At 58.3% G+C, this 18913-nt stretch carries 16 protein-coding genes and 1 other annotated feature; of the genes, 10 read left to right on the top strand and 6 right to left on the bottom strand.

What is annotated here, in order from left to right; translation table 11 throughout:
* Window positions 1–14: 14 nt before the first annotated feature.
* Window positions 15–133: a sequence feature (Thr leader region), on the bottom strand.
* Both thrL and LQK91_RS12195 read right to left on the bottom strand, forming a co-directional pair.
* Window positions 72–140: a thr operon leader peptide gene (gene thrL / locus LQK91_RS12200; protein ID WP_071591720.1), complete on the bottom strand. Its 69-nt coding sequence runs from the start codon at window positions 138–140 to the stop codon at window positions 72–74. Its footprint overlaps the feature before it by 62 nt.
* Before the next feature lie 188 nt (window positions 141–328).
* Window positions 329–1033, bottom strand: coding sequence for a tRNA/rRNA methyltransferase (locus LQK91_RS12195; protein ID WP_105099544.1), 705 nt, complete (start codon window positions 1031–1033; stop codon window positions 329–331).
* 609 nt (window positions 1034–1642) lie between these two features.
* Between LQK91_RS12195 and arcA the strand changes: the two genes are divergently transcribed.
* Window positions 1643–2359 carry a two-component system response regulator ArcA gene (arcA, locus tag LQK91_RS12190; protein ID WP_003854852.1) on the top strand — a complete coding sequence of 239 codons (717 nt, stop codon included), beginning with the start codon at window positions 1643–1645 and terminating at the stop codon, window positions 2357–2359.
* A gap of 88 nt (window positions 2360–2447) precedes the next feature.
* Here the strand turns inward: arcA and creA are convergent, their stop codons facing one another.
* Window positions 2448–2921 (bottom strand): protein CreA, encoded by a 474-nt coding sequence (gene creA / locus LQK91_RS12185; RefSeq protein WP_033743110.1) that lies wholly within the window; start codon window positions 2919–2921, stop codon window positions 2448–2450.
* Window positions 2922–3114: 193 nt separating this feature from the next.
* Here creA and robA point away from each other — a divergent pair, with 193 nt between their 5' ends.
* On the top strand, window positions 3115–3999 hold the full coding sequence (gene robA, locus LQK91_RS12180; protein ID WP_003854854.1) for an MDR efflux pump AcrAB transcriptional activator RobA: 885 nt from the start codon (window positions 3115–3117) through the stop codon (window positions 3997–3999).
* A 39-nt stretch (window positions 4000–4038) separates the two neighbouring features.
* Here the strand turns inward: robA and gpmB are convergent, their stop codons facing one another.
* Window positions 4039–4686 carry a 2,3-diphosphoglycerate-dependent phosphoglycerate mutase GpmB gene (gene gpmB, locus LQK91_RS12175; RefSeq protein ID WP_090964157.1) on the bottom strand — a complete coding sequence of 216 codons (648 nt, stop codon included), beginning with the start codon at window positions 4684–4686 and terminating at the stop codon, window positions 4039–4041.
* A 205-nt stretch (window positions 4687–4891) separates the two neighbouring features.
* Between gpmB and yjjX the strand changes: the two genes are divergently transcribed.
* Window positions 4892–5410 carry an inosine/xanthosine triphosphatase gene (gene yjjX, locus LQK91_RS12170; protein WP_008925545.1) on the top strand — a complete coding sequence of 173 codons (519 nt, stop codon included), beginning with the start codon at window positions 4892–4894 and terminating at the stop codon, window positions 5408–5410.
* Here yjjX and trpR read toward each other — a convergent pair whose 3' ends face one another.
* Both trpR and sltY read right to left on the bottom strand, forming a co-directional pair.
* Window positions 5411–5731, bottom strand: a complete 321-nt coding sequence (trpR, locus tag LQK91_RS12165; RefSeq protein WP_003854864.1) for a trp operon repressor — start codon at window positions 5729–5731, stop codon at window positions 5411–5413.
* 45 nt (window positions 5732–5776) lie between these two features.
* Window positions 5777–7696 carry a murein transglycosylase gene (sltY, locus tag LQK91_RS12160; protein ID WP_003854865.1) on the bottom strand — a complete coding sequence of 640 codons (1920 nt, stop codon included), beginning with the start codon at window positions 7694–7696 and terminating at the stop codon, window positions 5777–5779.
* Window positions 7697–7964: 268 nt separating this feature from the next.
* On the opposite strand from sltY, the gene atzF reads away from it, so the two are divergent.
* The 7 genes from atzF (at window position 7965) to urtD (ending at window position 18913) form a co-directional block, all read left to right on the top strand.
* The gene (atzF, locus tag LQK91_RS12155; RefSeq protein ID WP_105099543.1) at window positions 7965–9761 is read left to right on the top strand and encodes an allophanate hydrolase; all 1797 of its coding nucleotides are present in this window, start codon (window positions 7965–7967) and stop codon (window positions 9759–9761) included.
* Between the two features lie 2 nt (window positions 9762–9763).
* On the top strand, window positions 9764–13381 hold the full coding sequence (uca, locus tag LQK91_RS12150) for an urea carboxylase (protein WP_105099542.1): 3618 nt from the start codon (window positions 9764–9766) through the stop codon (window positions 13379–13381).
* Between the two features lie 9 nt (window positions 13382–13390).
* Window positions 13391–14092, top strand: a complete 702-nt coding sequence (locus LQK91_RS12145; RefSeq protein WP_039658820.1) for a GntR family transcriptional regulator — start codon at window positions 13391–13393, stop codon at window positions 14090–14092.
* A gap of 27 nt (window positions 14093–14119) precedes the next feature.
* Window positions 14120–15388, top strand: a complete 1269-nt coding sequence (gene urtA / locus LQK91_RS12140; protein WP_033763257.1) for an urea ABC transporter substrate-binding protein — start codon at window positions 14120–14122, stop codon at window positions 15386–15388.
* Window positions 15389–15486: 98 nt separating this feature from the next.
* Window positions 15487–17052 (top strand): urea ABC transporter permease subunit UrtB, encoded by a 1566-nt coding sequence (urtB, locus tag LQK91_RS12135; protein ID WP_105099541.1) that lies wholly within the window; start codon window positions 15487–15489, stop codon window positions 17050–17052.
* Window positions 17052–18125 carry an urea ABC transporter permease subunit UrtC gene (urtC, locus tag LQK91_RS12130; protein ID WP_105099540.1) on the top strand — a complete coding sequence of 358 codons (1074 nt, stop codon included), beginning with the start codon at window positions 17052–17054 and terminating at the stop codon, window positions 18123–18125. Before urtB ends, urtC begins: the two co-directional genes overlap by 1 nt.
* Complete coding sequence (urtD, locus tag LQK91_RS12125) at window positions 18122–18913, top strand: urea ABC transporter ATP-binding protein UrtD (RefSeq protein ID WP_105099539.1); 792 nt, start codon at window positions 18122–18124, stop codon at window positions 18911–18913. Before urtC ends, urtD begins: the two co-directional genes overlap by 4 nt.

The raw sequence follows: 18913 nt of genomic DNA, 5'->3' as shown, positions 1-18913 counted from the left end.
CCTGAATTTAAGCCGAAAAAAAAGCCCGCACTGGTTAGGTGCGGGCTTTTTTTCTGTTTTTCCTGTATGCGTCAGCCCGCACCGTTACCTGTGGTAATGGTGGTGGTAATAATTGTGGTGTTCAGGCTGATTTTACGCATTTAGATTTATTGTCTGTCTGTTTTTGTCTGTCCGTCTTGCGTCCAGAAGTAAAGCAAAGCGCACGTTAAGTCAACCCGATTTGTCCGGTGGACAGATTTCAACCACTGCGCACAGCCACCGCTGAAACCGTGAAACGCTATGCGATCGTTTGCCATGCTGAAATCCTCTGCGATCTGTTGCTATAAAATCAGCTTTTTGCCGAGGATTTATCTGTGAGTTTTTTTTCAATATCGTGCAGCAGACGGTGCAGCATCGCACTGTCGCGCTGTTCCAGCAGACCTACCCGCTGATCGATCCAGTCTGACAGCTTCTCATCATCACTGACCTCCAGTTGCGCCAGCAGCTGATGGAATCGCTGGCGCAGCGCCTGTAACTGCTGACCATCGGCGGCAGACGCAACAGGCGCCTCAACCTGATTCAGCGTCGAGAGTTGATAGCAATAGACCATCACCGCCTGACCGAGATTCAGTGAAGGATAGTCATTCGCCATCGGGATGCCCGTCAGCAGGTCGACCTGTTCCAGCTCTTCGTTAGTCAGCCCGCTGTCTTCGCGGCCAAATACCAGCGCCATACTGTTGACCCACTGACGCTTCTCCAGCAGTTGCGTTTCAACCTGTTCAGGTGTGGCGTAGTAACGAAACTTTGCCCGGCTGCGCGCAGTGGTTGCGACAGAAAAATCGATATCCGCTAACGCGTCAGCCAGGGTAGCAAAGGTCTGAATGTTATCAAGAATGTCACCAGCACCATGTGCCACACGCCGCGCAGCAGGATCCTGCCAGTCGTCGCTGGCCACGATGCGCAGCTGGCTGAACCCCATGGTTTTCATGGCACGCGCCGCAGCGCCGATGTTTTCTGGCCGCGCAGGCGAGACGAGAATCAGTGGGAAAAGCATATTTAATCCATTGGTCAATTTATATAACGTCATATTAACATGGCTCTTAAAGATTCAGGTGCCAGAAGGTAATAAGAAAATTGTGGATTAATGATGTTAAAACTGGTTAAAACTGATGGCCTGAACCTTTTTATGGACAGAAGGCGCTTTATTAAAAAAAACGTTATTTATCCATTTAAATTCAATAAGATAAAATGTGATTTCCGGCCGGTTCAATTCTGGCCTGTATAAGTTAAAAATGTAACGAAAATGATGCTTTTTGTGAGCTAAACAGGCATTCTGCGAGAAGTTTTTCACAAAAGTGTTAACGTGCTACAATTGCATTTGATATAAGTCAACGAAGCGTTGTTTTTATGCTTATCGGTTGTAGTTGGTGCTGTTAGGTTGCTGTTAATACAGTTAGGATATGCGCCATTATCATTAACGCCCGGGGCATGCAATTTTCATCCTGACTGGCTGAGCTAATACTGTTGTTGACGTTGATAGATGGCTTATCAAAATATGATTTCGTACAACGGTTCTGCGCGGCCCGCCGCTCTCGATGATGGAGAACGCCATACCGCTGTACGCCCTGTTTTCAATTTGTTGGCAAATTTTAGGTAGCTAAACATGCAGACCCCGCACATTCTTATCGTTGAAGACGAACTGGTCACGCGTAATACCCTCAAGAGTATTTTTGAGGCGGAAGGTTATGTGGTGTATGAGGCGACTGATGGTGCTGAAATGCATCAGGTGCTGACCGACAATGACGTTAACCTGGTCATCATGGACATCAACCTGCCTGGCAAAAACGGTCTGTTGCTAGCCCGTGAACTGCGTGAGCAGGCCAATGTCGCCCTGATGTTTCTGACCGGCCGTGACAACGAAGTCGATAAAATCCTCGGTCTGGAAATTGGCGCTGATGATTACATCACCAAACCGTTTAACCCGCGTGAGCTGACTATTCGTGCCCGTAACCTGCTGTCGCGCACCATGAATCTGGCTATGCCAGGGGAAGAGCGCCGTCAGGTAGAAAGCTATAAATTCAATGGCTGGGAGCTGGATATTAACAGCCGCTCTCTGATCAATCCAAACGGCGAGCAGTATAAACTGCCACGTAGTGAGTTTCGCGCCATGCTACACTTCTGCGAAAATCCGGGCAAAATTCAGACCCGTGCCGACCTGCTGAAGAAAATGACCGGCCGCGACCTCAAGCCGCACGATCGCACCGTCGATGTCACCATTCGTCGCATCCGCAAGCATTTCGAATCCACGCCGGATACGCCAGAGATCATCGCCACCATTCATGGTGAAGGTTATCGCTTCTGCGGCGACCTGCACGAGTAAGTGGTTGTCAGATGCAGCAAATAAAAAAACGCCTCCTGGGGCGTTTTTTTATGTTCAGTGCCACGGCATTATAAGTGCCACAACATTATCAGTGCCACGGCATAATCGGCACGGCGCTGAGCGCATTTTTCGGTGAGCCATCAACCACTTTATCGGAATAGGTCAGATAGACCAGCGCATTGCGCTTTTTGTCGTAGAAGCGGACAACCTGCAGCTTTTTGAAGATTAAAGAGGTGCGCTGGCGAAATACCACTTCCCCCTCCGCTTTGCCCTGTGCAATTTTATCACTCACTTCAACCGGACCGACCTGCTGACAGGAAATGGCGGCATCAGAGGTATCCTCTGCCAGCCCCAATCCGCCTTTGATTCCCCCGGTTTTTGCCCGGCTGATATAGCAGGTTACATTTTTAACGTCCGGGTCATCGAAAGCTTCAACAATAATCTTGTGGTCAGGCCCGAATATCTTGAAGACCGTATCAACAGAGCCAATCTGTTCGGCAAAAAGCGGGCTGGAAAAGGTCAGCGTAGTCAGCGCAGCGATCATAAGTCGGGATATTGTCATGGAGTTACCATTGCAAATGGAATAGATGAGAATGTAATGTACTGTTAATCGATACAATGACCAAACCAAAACGGGTTTTAGCCCGTACTGATTTAGCACAACCTTCCCCGAGAAACGTCCCACGTCTTTTGAGCAATGAGTGCTAATATTCTTCGAATGCGTTTAGCTGCACCACCAGAGTAGAGGATGTTTTATGGACCAAGCCGGTATCATTCGCGATTTGCTTGTCTGGCTGGAGAGCCATCTGGATCAACCCCTTTCACTGGACAATGTTGCCCAGAAAGCGGGTTACTCTAAGTGGCATCTGCAAAGGATGTTCAAAGACGTGACCGGGCACGCAATCGGCGCCTATATCCGTGCCCGTCGTTTGTCTAAAGCCGCCGTGGCGCTGCGCCTGACCAGTCGCCCGATCCTGGACATCGCACTGCAGTATCGTTTTGATTCACAACAGACTTTTACGCGTGCATTCAAAAAACAGTTTGCACAGACACCGGCCTGGTATCGTCGCTCTTCCGAATGGAATTCATTCGGTATCCGTCCCCCGATTCGCCTGGATGATGAGACGCAGCCGGAACCGGCTTTCGTCAGCCTGCCGGAAACGGTGCTGGTGGGACAAACCCAGAACTACACCTGTATTCTGGAGCAGATTTCCAGCTACCGCGATGAAATGCGAATGCACTTCTGGAAGCAGTTCCTGCTGGAAACGGACACGATTCCGCCGGTGCTGTATGGCCTGCATCAGGTGCGTGCCAGCCAGGACAAAGATGACGAGCAGGAGATTCTTTATACCACTGCGGTGCCTGCTGACAGCGCGGTGAACCTGCATTCTGGCCAGAAGGTTATTCTGGAAGGTGGCGACTATGTGCAGTTCACCTTTAACGGTCCGCGTGTCAATTTGCAGGAATTTATCCTGCTGCTTTACGGTACCTGCATGCCAACGCTGGGGCTGACCCGCCGTGAAGGGCAGGATATCGAACGCTTTTATACCCATGGCGGTAAAAAGCGCTCGGAGCCACCGACTGAGATCCGTTGCGAATATCTGATTCCGATTCGCCGCCAGCAGGCTGAAGCCAGCTAAGTTTAAGGCTGTCGTCATCGTGACGGCAGCCTTAAGCAATCAGCGTTGCAGCTCGTCGAGCGCAGGCGCATCCAGATGGGAAATATCCCCCGCCGTCTCTACAATCCAGCCTTCTGCCAGCCAGGCGCTCTGCTGATAATCCACACGTGAAATAGAGCAGTTACGCAGGCGCAGGCGACGTTCCGCATAGGCGGGCAAACCCAGAATTGTACTGACCAGCGACCCGAGCGCCATACCGTGGCTGACCAGCAGCGGACGGCTTCCGGCAGGCAGATCGAGACAGGCATTCAGCGCGGCGTGCATGCGCGTCGCCATCTCCGTCATCGACTCCCCTTCAGGGATACGGCCACCTTCGGTCCCGTTGACCAGTGCAGCGCGCCACTGCTCCTCTTCCGCCGTTAAGCCATCCAGCGGACGCTTCTCCAGCACACCCATATTCAGTTCACGCAAGCGCGCATCAAGCGTCACTGAGCAACCGCAGGCATCTGCGATAATCTCGGCGGTGCGACGCGTGCGCCCCAGATCGCTGGCAATAATGTGCGTGATGCCCAAATGCTTCACGCGCTCACCCACCTGCCAGGCTTGTTGCTCACCTTTTTCCGTCAGCGGACTGTCGGACTGACCCTGAATACGGCGTTCCGCATTCCATACCGTTTCACCGTGACGAACAAGATAGACCTGTAGCATGTTAGTTTCCGTTATACTGCGACAAAAATCGCTTTAGACCCTGTTCCATCAGACATCATTGTTGCAGACATTCCAGACACAGACAGCGCGGAACAATCCGGCGTACACGCAGTACGTGAGGGTTGTCAGCACAGCCCGGGTTCAGAATGACAACGAAAACAGCCGGATGGGTCAGGCGCTTAATCATCTGAGGGTTTAATCAATTATGTACCATGTTGTCGCAGCCACAACCAACCCAGCGAAGATTCACGCGATTGCTCAGGCTTTCAGCGACGTTTTCGGCGAGGGATCCTGCCATATTGAAGGGGTCGAGGTCGATAGCGGCGTTGCTGCACAACCGTTAACCCATCTCGAAACGCGAACTGGCGCACGTCAGCGCGTGATGAATGCCCGGCAGGTCCGACCAGAAGCGGCGTTCTGGGTCGCCATTGAGGCGGGCATCGAAGATGACAGCGCATTTGCCTGGATGGTGGTGGAAAATCAGAAACAGCGTGGCGAGTCGCGCTCGGCCAGTTTCACCCTGCCTCCGGTGGTGCTGGCGGGTCTGCGTGAAGGCCGTGAACTCGGCGAAGAGATGGCGCGATTAACCGGCATCGACAATATCAAACACAAGGGTGGCGCAATCGGGGCGTTTACGAACGGCCTGCTCAGCCGATCAAGTGTCTATCATCAGGCACTGATTCTGGCGCTCTGCCCGTTCGTTCATCCGCTCTATCAACAGTAATCAGGCGCGTCCCAGACGCGCTTCCAGCCAGCGTTTCAGCTCCGGCGGCGCCTCTTTCAGGCTATTAGACCCACGGGTAATCGTCGCGATGCCGACGCCGAGCTCATTTTTCAGCTCGCGCTGGCTCATCTCGCCATTCATTAACTCTTCGATAATCCGCAGACGGGTGCCGAACGCTTCCCGCTCATCGGGCGTCATCATCAGTTGCATCAGAGGCAGTGCATGGCCATCAGCAAAGGCCTGCTGCATCAGCACGACAAAGCGCTGCCAGCTATCTTCTGCCGGATGTGCATCGGTAGAGAGGGAATCAGAATGGGTCATGAAGAGGCTTCCGTACTCGCTAAAGAGTACGGAAGCTTAGCACAGCTAGTAACGGCGATTCCACTCAGCATCTGACAGGATCTTGTCAGGCTTGCCCATGAAGTAACGATAGTAGGCGTCATACGCCAGCACACTCTTCACGTAGCCGCGCGTTTCAGAGAACGGAATGGTCTCAATAAACGCCACGGCGTCGAGATTGCCCGCGCTGGTTTTCAGCCAGCTTCGCACCCGGCCCGGCCCGGCGTTATAGGCCGCTGAGGCGAAAATCCGGTTCTGGTCGAACTGCTGATAGACATACTCCAGATACTGCGTACCAATCTGGATATTGGTTTCCGGATCAAGCAGCTGGCTGGTGTTGCTGTAGCCAGGTATATCGTACATCTTCACGGTATGCGCCGCCGTGGCAGGCATAATTTGCATCAGACCACTGGCGCCGACCGGCGAACGCGCTTTCGGGTTCCAGGCGCTCTCCTGACGCGAAATCGCCATCGCATAGCTCGGTGGGATCTGCTTCACCTCGGTATTTCGCTCATAGACACTGCGCCACGCCAGCGGGAAACGCTCTTTCAGGCTGTCCCACATTTTGGCGGTGATAGTCGCCTGCACGCTGAGATCCCACCAGTCCTGCTCGTTGGCGTAGCGCGCCAGCATCTGCTGCTGCGTATGCGTCCGGCTGCCGATCAGATTGCTCCATTCGCTACGGGCCAGGTTATCCAGCCCCCAGTACATCAGCTCGCGAACGCGGGCCAGCTCGGGCCCCTGGAGGGTGGCGCTGTCAGGCTTCGGCGCTTCATCAATCTGCAACGGATAGTCTACGCCCAGCCGCTGAGCAGCCACCATCGGATAGAAGCCGCGTTCTTTCATCAGCTTGCGCAGGATCTCTTCCGCTTCCTCTTTACGATCTTTCTCAAACAGCAGATCGGCCTGCCAGTACTGCCACTCATCTTTCTCTTTGGCTTCCAGCGGCAGACGAGCAATCCAGGTGTTCAGGCCGCGTCGGTCATGCTGAGAGAGCGCCAGCCGCACCCGGCGTTCCACCAGCGCGGTAGACTCGCTGTTCATCACTACTGCATCGCGCCAGCGTGCCTGCTCAGAGGTGAGATCGCTGCCCATCATGCGCCAGACCACAATCTCCTTCAGCGCCTGCTCATCTTCCGGCCCCATTTTCTGGGCCCGGACCAGAATCGGAATCAGGCTGCGGGCATTTTCCATGTCCTGCCGCGCCACACGCGTAAAGGCGTAAATGGTGGCCTGACGGGTAAAGTCGGTTGGCCCCACGGCACTGGCGAAGGTGCTGACGGTTAACGGATCCTTTTGCAGGGCCTGTATCGCGTCAGACATGGTCTGATAATCGGCAGGCAGCGTCTTCGCCAGATAGCTCACCAGGTTGTCATTACCGGCTTTCATCGCCAGCCGGATACGTTCCAGGATAGTAATCGGCGAAATCTGACCGGACGCCTGCCAGACCGAGAAGAGCTTATCGCAATCCGCAGGCAGCGCCGTGCCACGCAGCCAGATCTGCTTCGCGCCATCAAACGCGGCCTGCTGCTGCCCGGTGGCCCATTTGGCGTAATACCAGTTGCAACGCGCCTGCACCGGCTTGGGTTCGGTCGGGCTGAAGTTCAGCACGCCCTGCCAGTCCTGTCGGTAAGCCAGCACGTTGATAAAGCGGGTGCTGAGCGATCGCGCGGGAGGCAATGTCGGGTACTGGCGAATAAAGTTCTGCACGGCCAGGGTGGTCTCCTGATCGAGATCCTGAGCCAGCAGGCGATATTGCAGATAAGGATAGAGCGGATAGTCCTGTAGCGTAGGCAACAGCTGATCCACGGTGGCCATCTGGTTACTGTCCCAGGCCTGTTTAATTTGTTGATAACGTTGCCGTTGTTGATCAAGCGAATCGGCCCATGCGCTGCTGGCCGAACCGACCAGGCAGATCCCTATCATCCAGTTACGCCACTTCACCACGTAAATCTCCTCTGTTGCTGGGGCCGGCAACTTGCCAGACAGTCTTCATGCTAACCGGGCCACCGCACTCTTGCCATGTTCTTCACAAAATTTACGCATACAGACAGTTAACGCACCGTCATCGCTCAGCGTACGCGCCGTGATTGTGCAAATTATCATCAGTAAATCTTATTACCCAGCGATTTAAACTGTTGAATCATTGCGTTAAAAACTGGCACACGCTTTGCTCTGTTGAATTCCATCTTGTATACCAGCTGGAATTCTTCGTATGACTTCTACCTTCGGCCTGACGCTTCCCGCCTGGCAGCAGCGCACTCAGCAGGCACCACAACAGATCCGTTCGCTGCTGAGTGCGCACCTGGCAGCGCTCGACACACACGATAATGCCTGGATCTATCTGGCGACACCTGACCAGTTAGCGGCACAGATTGAACCGCTGCTGGCAGGCTATGAACGCGATCCCGCGTCGCTGCCGCTGTTTGGTGTGCCCTTCGCCGTAAAAGATAACATTGATGTCGCAGGCTGGCCGACCAGCGCCGCCTGCCCTGCGTTTACCTATACCGCCAGCGAAGATGCGGTCGCCGTCGCCCGGCTGAAAGCCGCTGGCGCAGTCGTCATCGGTAAAACCAACCTCGATCAGTTCGCAACCGGCCTGGTCGGCACCCGCTCGCCCTATGGCGCGGTCAGTAATACCTTTGACGCTGATTACGTCAGCGGTGGCTCCAGCTCTGGCTCGGCATCGGTGCTGGCGCGCGGACTGGTCGCTTTTTCACTGGGCACCGATACCGCTGGATCGGGCCGCGTGCCGGCGGGCTTTAATAATATCGTCGGACTGAAGCCAACCAAGGGCTGGTTCTCTGCACGCGGCGTAGTGCCCGCCTGTCGCCTCAACGACACCATTTCGGTATTTGCGCTGACGGCAGAAGATGCGTTTAGCGTCGCCAGTATCATGGGTGGCTACGATGCCGGTGATGCCTATTCGCGTATTAATCCGCGCACCGCCCCAGCCAGCCTGCCGCGTCATCCCCGTTTCGCTATTCCGGCGCACCCGGCGTTTTTTGATGATGCTGCCGCCGAAGCCGCCTGGGATCAGGCACTGGAAGCGTTGCAGGCGGGCGGCGCGACACTGCACCCCATCGACTTCACGCCGTTCCGGACGCTCGCTGAACAGCTCTACTACGGTCCCTGGGTCGCCGAACGCACAGCGGCGGTGGGTGAGATGCTTGACCGTCCGGCGGAGATGGACCCGGTAGTGCATGAGATCGTCACCAGCGGCCTGAAATACAGCGCGGTGGACGCCTACAAGGCGGAGTATCTGCGGGCCGAACTGACGCGTCAGATTCAGGATACGCTGGCACAGTTTGACGCGCTGGTGGTGCCGACCTCACCCACCATTCATACCCTGGAGGAGATGAAACAGGAGCCGATTTACTTCAACTCGCAGTTTGGCACCTACACCAACTTCACCAATCTCGCCGACCTCTCTGCCCTGGCGCTGCCCGCACCGTTCCGCAACGACGATCTTCCGGCAGGCATCACGCTGATTGCACCCGCCTGGCACGATCGGGCGCTGGCGGAATTCGGCCTTCGCTGGCAGCAGCAGCTCGCCCTGCCGCTGGGCGCGACCGGTCAGCCGTGGCCGACCCGATCCACAACCTTACCTGTCTCACCTGACCACGTCCGGCTGGCGGTAGTGGGCGCGCATCTCACCGGCATGCCGCTCAATTTCCAGCTCACCGAACGCAATGCCGTCTGGGTGGAAGAGACGAAGACCGCGCCACACTACCGCCTCTTTGCCCTGCTGGAAGGTGCAATCAAAAAACCGGGCCTGATGCGTGACGAACAGGGAGCGGCGATCACCGTGGAGCTGTGGGATATCCCGCTGGCCCGTTTTGGCGAGTTTGTGGCGGAGATTCCGGCCCCACTGGGGATTGGCAGCCTGACGCTGGCCGATGGCCGCGTTGTTAAAGGCTTTATCTGCGAAGGCTCAGCGCTGAAGACCGCGCTGGAAATCACCGAGACGGGCGGCTGGCGCAACTGGCTGGCATCACAGGGGAGTCACTGATCATGTTCACTACCGTACTGATTGCCAACCGCGGCGAAATTGCCTGTCGCGCCATTCGGACCCTGAAGCGCCTCGGCGTGAAAAGCGTCGCGGTCTATTCAGACGCTGACCGCAACGCGCAGCACGTTAAGCAGGCGGATATCGCCATCGCGCTGGGCGGAGAGAAAGCCAGCGACAGCTATCTGCGCATCGACAAAATTCTGGCAGCAGCTCAGCAGAGCGGCGCGCAGGCGATCTGGCCCGGCTACGGATTTCTTTCCGAAAGCCAGCCGTTTGCCGACGCCTGCGATGCGGCAGGTATCGCCTTTGTCGGCCCCACCGCACAGCAGATTGGGGAGTTCGGCCTTAAGCACCGCGCTCGTGAACTGGCCGCCAGCGCGGGTGTGCCGATGACGCCTGGCACACCCCTGCTCGCCTCGCTGGAAGAGGCAATGCAGGCAGCTGATAAGATTGGCTATCCGGTGATGTTGAAAAGCACGGCGGGCGGCGGCGGCATTGGCCTGACGCGCTGCGCCGACGCCGATGCGCTCGCCAGCGCCTGGGAGAGCGTGCGCCGTCTTGGTGAGCAGTTTTTCAGTGATGCAGGCGTATTTCTGGAACGCTGTATCGATCGCGCCCGGCACGTTGAAGTGCAGATTTTTGGAGACGGCAAAGGCAACGTGGTAGCGCTGGGCGAACGCGACTGCTCACTGCAGCGCCGCAATCAGAAGGTGGTGGAAGAAACACCGGCGCCCGGCCTGTCGCAGGCCACGCGTGACGCCCTGCTCGCCTCGGCGGTGCGGCTTGGCGAGCAGGTCAACTACCGCAGCGCAGGCACCGTGGAGTATATCTACGACGTCAGCCAGCAGGCCTTTTACTTTCTCGAAGTGAACACCCGCCTGCAGGTGGAGCATCCGGTCACCGAATGCGTCACCGGCCTCGATCTGGTGGAATGCATGTTGCAGGTGGCGGCGGGCGATGCGGTGGACTGGTCACGTCTGCAGCAGGCGCCACAGGGCGCAGCGATTGAAGTGCGGCTCTACGCGGAAGATCCGCTGAAGAACTTTCAGCCCAGCCCCGGCCTGTTAACCGGCGTCACCTTTCCTGACGGCGTGCGGGTCGACAGCGGCATCGAAACCGGCAGCGAGGTCTCCAGCTTCTACGACCCGATGATCGCCAAGCTGATTGTGCATGCCGACACGCGCGAGGCGGCACTGGAAAAACTTCATCATGCGCTGGATGCGACTCAGCTGCATGGCATCGCCACCAACCTCGACTATCTGCGCCAGATCACCCGCAGCGACGCGTTTCGCAGCGGCAACGTCTGGACGCGCTATCTCGACAGCGTTGTGCCTGCCGCCTCCGTGGTGGAAGTGCTGCAACCCGGCACCTTCAGTTCGGTGCAGGACTATCCCGGCCGCCTCGGCTACTGGGATATCGGCGTGCCGCCTTCCGGCCCGATGGATGATTTCGCGTTCCGTCTGGCAAACCGAATCGTGGGTAACCACGAGGCAGCAGCAGGCCTGGAGTTTACCCTGCAGGGGCCGACGCTGCGTTTCCACTGTGATGCCATTCTGGCGCTGACCGGCGCGGACTGCGACGCCCGGCTTGATGGCGAACCGGTCAGCGCCTGGCAGCCGCTGGCGGTGAAAGCGGGACAGACCCTGGCACTGGGACGCGCCCGGCAGGGCTGCCGCAGCTATCTGGCGGTGCGCAACGGCTTCGACGTGCCGGAATATCTGGGCAGCCGCAGCACCTTTTCACTGGGCCAGTTTGGCGGTCACGCCGGACGCACCCTGCGGGTGGCCGATATGCTGGCAATCTCCCGGCCTGAACGGGCAGCCTGCACTACACCGGCCCCGGTCAGCGATCCGCAGCCGCTTGATGCGACGCTGATTCCCCACTACGGCAGCGAATGGCGTATCGGCGTGCTTTATGGCCCGCACGGCGCACCGGACTTCTTCACCCAGGCCGCCATCGACGAATTCTTTGCCAGCGACTGGCAGGTGCACTACAACTCCAACCGCCTCGGCGTTCGGCTGGTGGGTCCGAAACCGACCTGGACCCGCGCCAACGGTGGCGAAGCAGGCCTGCATCCCTCCAACGTTCACGACTGTGAATATGCCATCGGCGCGGTCAATTTCACCGGCGACTTCCCGGTGATCCTGACACACGACGGCCCGAGCCTGGGCGGCTTCGTCTGTCCGGTGACCATCGCCAAAGCCGAGCTGTGGAAAGTGGGCCAGGTCAAACCGGGCGACACCATCCGCTTCCACCCGATTACCGCAGACGATGCACTGGCGCGGGAAAAAGCGCAGATGCACCTGATCGATACCCTGCGGCCGGATCATCCCCCGACCTTTGCCGTGCCGTCGCTGGCTGAAACCGCCCACGGCTCCGCCACGATTCTGTCCGCCATCGAGGCCACCGGCAGCACGCCGAAAGTGGTCTATCGTCAGGCCGGCGACAAATATGTGTTGATTGAGTATGGCGACAACGTGCTGGATCTGGCGCTGCGTCTGCGCGTGCACCTGTTGATGAATGCGCTGACGGCGCAGGCGGAGCCAGGCGTTGAGGAGCTATCGCCAGGCGTGCGCTCACTGCAGGTTCGCTACGACAGCCGCATTATTTCACAGTCCGCCCTGATGTCGCTGCTGCTGGCGCTGGAAGCGACGCTGGGCGATGTCAGCACGCTGAAAGTCCCGTCGCGCGTGGTGTGGATGCCGATGGCGTTTGAAGACAGCGCCACGCTGGGTGCGGTCAGCCGCTATCAGGAGACGGTGCGTGCCAGTGCGCCCTGGCTGCCCAACAACGTGGACTTTATCCAGCGCATTAATGGCTTAACCAGCCGCGATGAAGTGCGCGACACCCTGTTCAACGCCAGCTATCTGGTGCTGGGGCTGGGCGATGTTTACCTCGGCGCGCCATGCGCCGTGCCGATCGATCCGCGCCATCGCCTGCTGAGTTCCAAATACAGTCCGGCACGTACCTTTACCGCCGAAGGCACGGTCGGCATTGGCGGCATGTACATGTGCATCTACGGCATGGATTCGCCCGGCGGCTATCAGCTGGTAGGCCGCACGCTGCCCATCTGGAACACCTTCCTGAAGAATCCGCAGTTCACAGCCGATGCGCCATGGCTGCTGCGCTTCTTCGATCAGGTGCGCTTCTATCCGGTAAGTGAAACCGAGCTCAACCAGCTGCGTGAAGATTTCCGTGAAGGCCGCGCCAGCCTGCGCATCGAAGAGACGCAGTTTGATTTTGCTGCGCACCAGCAATTCCTCGCCGACCATGCCGCTGAGATTGCGGACTTCCGTCAGCGCCAGGCGACCGCCTTTGAACAGGAAGTGCAGTTATGGGCGCAGGAAGAACAGAACGCATCGGCGGCGGATGAGGTGCCGGACAGCGTGAGTGAAGCGGACGAAGGCGGACTGGCGGTGCAGGCAGACCTCAATGGCAACATCTGGAAAGTGCTGGTGCAGCCGGGCGACGAGGTCAGCGCCGGACAGACGCTGATTATCGTCGAGGCGATGAAGATGGAGCTGGCGATAGTCGCGCCGCAGGCCGGTCGGGTGACGCGGATCGCCTGCCAGGCGGGCCGCCCGGTCAGCCCTGGCGATACCCTGCTGTGGCTGGAATAAGGAGCGCCGATGACAACCCAACCTCAATCCCCTAAAGCGCGCCCTGAAGCGCTGGCCGAACGGGTCTATCAGGCGCTGAAGGCCGATATTTTCGCCTTTCGCCTGATGCCGGGTGATCGCTTCAGCGAAAGCGAAATCGCCGGCCGGATGGCGGTCAGCCGCACGCCGGTTCGCCAGGCGCTATTCCGGCTGGAGCGCGAAGGCTTTGTCGAAGTCTGGTTCCGCAGCGGCTGGCAGATCAAAAACTTCGATTTTGCCTGGTTCGAATCGCTGTATGACCTGCGCACCGTGCTGGAGTGCGAGGCGGTAAAACGCCTCTGCGCCCTGCCCGCGCCTCAGTGTGCCGCGCTGTTACACGAACTCAACCAGTTCTGGTGTGAAGCGGAGGCGCTCACCGAAGGTCTGGTGGTGTCGCAGCATGACGAAGCGTTTCACATGGCGCTGGTCGCGGCCGCGGGTAACCCGGAGATGGCGCGCATACACGCCGAACTCACCGAGAAGATCCGCATCATCCGTCGGCTCGACTTCACCCGCGATGATCGCATCTGTGCGACTTATCAGGAACATGCTCAGATTTTACAGGCGATTTTTGCGCAGCAGACAGGCGAGGCGCAACGCATCCTGACCGATCACATCGCTGTCAGTAAGGCGGAAGTCAGGAAGATCACACTGCACCGCCTCCAGCAGGCCCGGCTCCAGCTCACCGAATAACATAACAACCACTCAGGGGTTTAAATGATGAAAAGACGTTCGTTGATCAAGGCTTTCGCCCTCTCCGCTACCGTTGTCAGTATGGGTTTCGCCTGGAGTGCGCAGGCGGCTGACACCATCAAAGTGGGGATCATGCATTCGCTCTCCGGCACCATGGCGATCTCTGAAACGCCGCTGAAAGATGTGGCGCTGATGACCATTGATGAGATCAACGCCAAAGGGGGCGTGCTGGGGAAAAAGCTGGAGCCGGTGGTGGTCGATCCCGCCTCTAACTGGCCGCTGTTTGCCGAGAAAGCGCGGCAGTTGCTGACTCAGGATAAAGCGGCGGTGGTGTTTGGCTGCTGGACCTCGGTATCACGCAAATCGGTGCTGCCGGTGTTTGAAGAGCTGAACGGCCTGCTCTTCTATCCGGTGCAGTATGAAGGGGAAGAGATGTCACCTAACGTCTTCTACACCGGCGCGGCGCCTAACCAGCAGGCGATTCCGGCAGTGGAATACCTGATGAGCGAAGATGGCGGCAGTGCAAAACGCTTCTTCCTGCTGGGCACCGACTACGTCTATCCGCGCACCACCAACAAGATCCTGCGTGCCTTCCTGCACAGCAAAGGCGTGGCAGATAAAGATATCGAAGAGGTCTACACGCCGTTTGGTTACAGCGACTATCAGACCATTGTCTCCAACATTAAAAAATTCGCGGCAGGCGGTAAAACGGCGGTGGTCTCCACCATCAACGGCGACTCCAATGTGCCGTTCTACAAAGAGCTGGCTAACCAGGGCATCAAAGCCACTGACATTCCGGTGGTCGCCTTCTCAGTGGGAGAGGAAGAGCTCCGCGGCATCGACACCAAACCGCTGGTGGGTCAGTTAGCGGCCTGGAACTATTTCGAGTCGATCGATAATCCGACCAACGCGAAATTTGTTGCCGATTACCGCGCTTACGCCAAAGCACATAACCTGCCGAACGCCGCCACCGTGGTGACCAACGACCCGATGGAAGCGACTTATGTCGGCATCCATATGTGGGCGCAGGCGGTGGAAAAAGCGGGCACGACGGACCCGGACAAAGTGCGGGCGGCAATGGCCGGTCAGACCTTTAAAGCGCCGGATGGCTTTACCCTGACCATGGACCAGACCAACCACCATCTGCATAAGCCCGTCATGATTGGTGAAGTGGAAGAGAACGGCCAGTTCAGCGTGGTGTGGCAGACCGATAAACCCGTGCGTGCCCAGCCCTGGAGCCCGTACATTGCCGGTAACGACAAGAAGCCCGATTACCCGGTGAAGACTGCGCAGTAATTTTCGTTGCTGATAAGAAAGCGTCACCCGCTGTAAAGCGGCAGCACGGCAGTGGTCATTCGACTGCCGTGCTGACCTCCCCAAACGAGGCTCCTTTTATGAATCTATGTCGCTGTTTTTTCAGCCTGCTTCTGTTGCTGCCGCTGTTTGCCAGCGCCGGACCGGCGGCTGACTTTGCCGCCGCCAGCCGCAGCCAGCAGGCCACGCTGCTGCAACAATGGGCTGCCGCGCCGGACAGTCAGCGTCTGCCGCTGCTGGAAGCGTTAAAAGCAGAAACCGTGGTCATCGACCAGAACAAACAGCCATTCAGCCAGCAGGGATCGACGCTGCAGCCGCTGGATGCGGTGGCACAGCCCACGGGTAACCTGAAAAAGCTATTTATGAACAATCGCCTGCGCGTGCTGGTAAACAACGCGCTGGCTGCGCACCAGCTGGTGAGCAGTGATGCGGCCCTGCGTCTGCGCGCAGCGCAGCAGCTGCAGAATGACGGTTCTGCAGACCAGCTGCCGCTACTGGAACAGCGTCTGTCCGCCGAAAAAGATAGCCGCGTTCATGCCGCATTAGCGCTGGCGCTGGCGAACCTGCAACTGGCGGATGGCGAACCGATGGTGCGCCTGCGGGCGGTGAAACTGCTGGGTGAGTCCAGCGATCCCAATACCCAGGCCAGCCTGCAACGCCTGACCCAGCCCGCGAATGAACCGGACGCCACGGTGCGGGCAGCCGCGACGGAGAGCCTGCAACAGATTCAGAAACGGCTAATGTGGGGCGATCTGCTGGGCCAGGCCTTCAGCGGCCTGTCGCTGGGCTCCATCCTGCTGCTGGCCGCGCTGGGCCTGGCGATCACCTACGGCCTGCTCGGCGTGATCAACATGGCGCACGGTGAAATGCTGATGCTCGGTGCGTACGCCACCTGGTGGGTTCAGAGCCTGTTTCAGCAGTTTGCCCCGCACTACTTAGCCTGGTATCCGCTGCTGGCGCTGCCGGTTGCCTTTATGGTCACTGCCGCTATCGGCATGGCGCTGGAGCGCACGGTGATTCGCCATCTCTATGGCCGTCCGCTGGAGACGCTGCTCGCCACCTGGGGAATCAGCCTGATGCTGATCCAGCTGGTACGGGTGCTGTTCGGGGCGCAAAACCTGGAAGTGGCGAATCCGTCGTGGCTCTCAGGTGGCCTGCAGCTGCTGCCCAACCTGGTGCTGCCGTGGAACCGCATCGCGGTGATCCTGTTTGTGGTGTTTGTGCTGGCGCTCACCTGGCTGCTGCTGAACCGGACCCGCCTTGGCATGAACGTGCGCGCCGTGACCCAGAACCGCGCCATGGCGGAGTGCTGCGGCGTGCCAACGGGTCGCGTCGATATGCTGGCGTTTGGCCTTGGTTCGGGCATTGCCGGGTTGGGAGGCGTGGCGCTGTCGCAGCTTGGTAACGTCGGACCGGAGCTGGGTCAGGGCTATATCATTGACTCGTTCCTGGTGGTGGTGCTGGGTGGCGTCGGCCAGCTGGCAGGCACCGTGGTTGCCGCGTTCAGCCTGGGCATTCTGAACAAAGTGCTGGAGCCGCAAATTGGTGCGGTGCTGGGTAAGATCCTGATTCTGGTGATTATCGTGCTGTTTATTCAGAAACGTCCGCAGGGACTGTTTGCGGTTAAAGGAAGGATGACTGACTGATGACGCAACCCATCACACTTCGCGTGGCGCGCACCGCGCCGCGCCTGACGATCAGCATCGGCGTGGCGATCACTCTGGCGTTACTGGTGATGCCGTTTCTGGCGCTGCTGCCCGCCGCCCATCCGCTGGCGATCTCCACTTATACCCTGACGCTGGTCGGCAAAATCCTCTGCTATGCGGTGGTCGCCGTGGCGCTGGATCTGGTGTGGGGTTACGCCGGACTGCTGTCGCTGGGCCACGGGCTGTTCTTTGCCCTCGGCGGTTATGCCATGGGCATGTACCTGATGCGCCAGGCCGCAGGCGAAGGCTTGCCCGCCTTTATGTCCTTTCTCTCCTGGCGAGAGCTGCCCTGGTTCTGGACCGGCACCGAATACTTCGTCTGGGCGCTCTGCCTGAGCATGCTGGTGCCGGGCCTGCTGGCGCTGCTGTTTGGCTTCTTCGCCTTTCGCTCAAAGATCAAAGGCGTCTACTTCTCCATCATGACCCAGGCGCTGACCTACGCCGGTATGCTGCTGTTCTTCCGTAATGAAACCGGATTTGGCGGCAACAACGGCTTCACCGGCTTTACTACCCTGCTCGGCTTTTCGGTGACGGCGACCGGAACCCGCATCGGGCTGTTTATCGCCACGGTGCTGCTGCTGTTGCTGAGCCTGGTGATTGGCTTCGCCCTGGCGCGCAGCAAGTTTGGCCGGGTGCTGACCGCAGTGCGGGATGCCGAAAACCGTCTGATGTTTTGTGGTTACGATCCGCGCGGCTTCAAGCTATTAGTCTGGACGCTCTCCGCCGTGCTGTGCGGTCTTGCCGGGGCGCTCTATGTGCCGCAGGTCGGCATTATCAATCCGGGAGAGATGTCACCAGCCAACTCAATAGAAGCCGCGATCTGGGTGGCGCTGGGTGGACGCGGTACGCTGATTGGCCCGCTGCTGGGCGCAGCAATTGTTAACGGCGCACGCAGCTTCTTCACCGTCGCCTTCCCTGAATACTGGCTGTTTTTCCTGGGACTGATGTTCATCCTGGTGACACTGTTTCTGCCGCACGGCGTGATTGGCCTGCTGCGCCGGAGGAAAAAATGAGTGATGCCCTGTTTACCCAGCCTCAGCTCGCGGATCGCCATCGGGCGCAGCGCGATCCCGTCCTGCAACTGGAGAAGATCAGCGTCTCGTTTGACGGCTTTCGGGCGCTGACCGATCTTTCGCTGCAGATCGGCATCGGGGAACTGCGCTGCGTGATCGGCCCCAACGGCGCAGGCAAAACTACGCTGATGGATGTGATCACCGGCAAAACCCGCCCCGACGCCGGCCGGGTGATCTACGACCAGGACAGCGATCTGATCCGTCTGTCGCCGGTAGAGATCGCCCGCGCCGGCATTGGCCGTAAATTCCAGAAGCCTACGGTGTTTGAGGCATTAACCGTATTTGAGAATCTTGAGATCGCGCTTAAAGCCAATAAATCGGTCTGGGCCAGCCTGCGCGCTCGTCTCAGCAGCGAACAGCGCGACAGAATTGATGAGGTGCTGAAACTGCTGCGGCTGGGTGGCGAACGCCAGCGCCGTGCGGGCCTGCTATCGCACGGCCAGAAGCAATTTCTGGAGATTGGCATGCTGCTGGTTCAGGAGCCGCATCTGCTGCTGCTGGATGAACCGGCGGCAGGCATGACTGACGCAGAGACGGCCTACACCGCCGAGTTGTTCCGCAGCCTGGCGGGCAAACACTCCCTGATGGTAGTGGAGCATGACATGGGCTTTGTTGAGACCATCGCCGACCATGTCACGGTGCTGCATCAGGGGCAGGTGCTGGCCGAGGGTTCGCTGCGCGAGGTTCAGGCCAGTGAGCAGGTTATCGACGTTTATCTGGGGCGCTAA

Source organism: Pantoea sp. MHSD4 (assembly GCF_021043305.1).
Lineage (GTDB): Bacteria > Pseudomonadota > Gammaproteobacteria > Enterobacterales > Enterobacteriaceae > Pantoea > Pantoea eucalypti.
Note: the sequence above shows the minus strand (reverse complement) of the source record. Positions and strands in the feature narration are given on the sequence as shown.

Coding starts and splice junctions, on each gene's coding strand:
- yjjX (WP_008925545.1), top strand. CDS start 4,892: ATGTACCATGTTGTCGCAGCCACAACCAACCCAGCGAAGATTCACGCG.
- gpmB (WP_090964157.1), bottom strand. CDS start 4,686: ATGCTACAGGTCTATCTTGTTCGTCACGGTGAAACGGTATGGAATGCG.
- creA (WP_033743110.1), bottom strand. CDS start 2,921: ATGACAATATCCCGACTTATGATCGCTGCGCTGACTACGCTGACCTTT.
- LQK91_RS12195 (WP_105099544.1), bottom strand. CDS start 1,033: ATGCTTTTCCCACTGATTCTCGTCTCGCCTGCGCGGCCAGAAAACATC.
- urtC (WP_105099540.1), top strand. CDS start 17,052: ATGACGCAACCCATCACACTTCGCGTGGCGCGCACCGCGCCGCGCCTG.
- robA (WP_003854854.1), top strand. CDS start 3,115: ATGGACCAAGCCGGTATCATTCGCGATTTGCTTGTCTGGCTGGAGAGC.
- LQK91_RS12145 (WP_039658820.1), top strand. CDS start 13,391: ATGACAACCCAACCTCAATCCCCTAAAGCGCGCCCTGAAGCGCTGGCC.
- atzF (WP_105099543.1), top strand. CDS start 7,965: ATGACTTCTACCTTCGGCCTGACGCTTCCCGCCTGGCAGCAGCGCACT.
- urtA (WP_033763257.1), top strand. CDS start 14,120: ATGAAAAGACGTTCGTTGATCAAGGCTTTCGCCCTCTCCGCTACCGTT.
- uca (WP_105099542.1), top strand. CDS start 9,764: ATGTTCACTACCGTACTGATTGCCAACCGCGGCGAAATTGCCTGTCGC.
- urtB (WP_105099541.1), top strand. CDS start 15,487: ATGAATCTATGTCGCTGTTTTTTCAGCCTGCTTCTGTTGCTGCCGCTG.
- trpR (WP_003854864.1), bottom strand. CDS start 5,731: ATGACCCATTCTGATTCCCTCTCTACCGATGCACATCCGGCAGAAGAT.
- arcA (WP_003854852.1), top strand. CDS start 1,643: ATGCAGACCCCGCACATTCTTATCGTTGAAGACGAACTGGTCACGCGT.
- urtD (WP_105099539.1), top strand. CDS start 18,122: ATGAGTGATGCCCTGTTTACCCAGCCTCAGCTCGCGGATCGCCATCGG.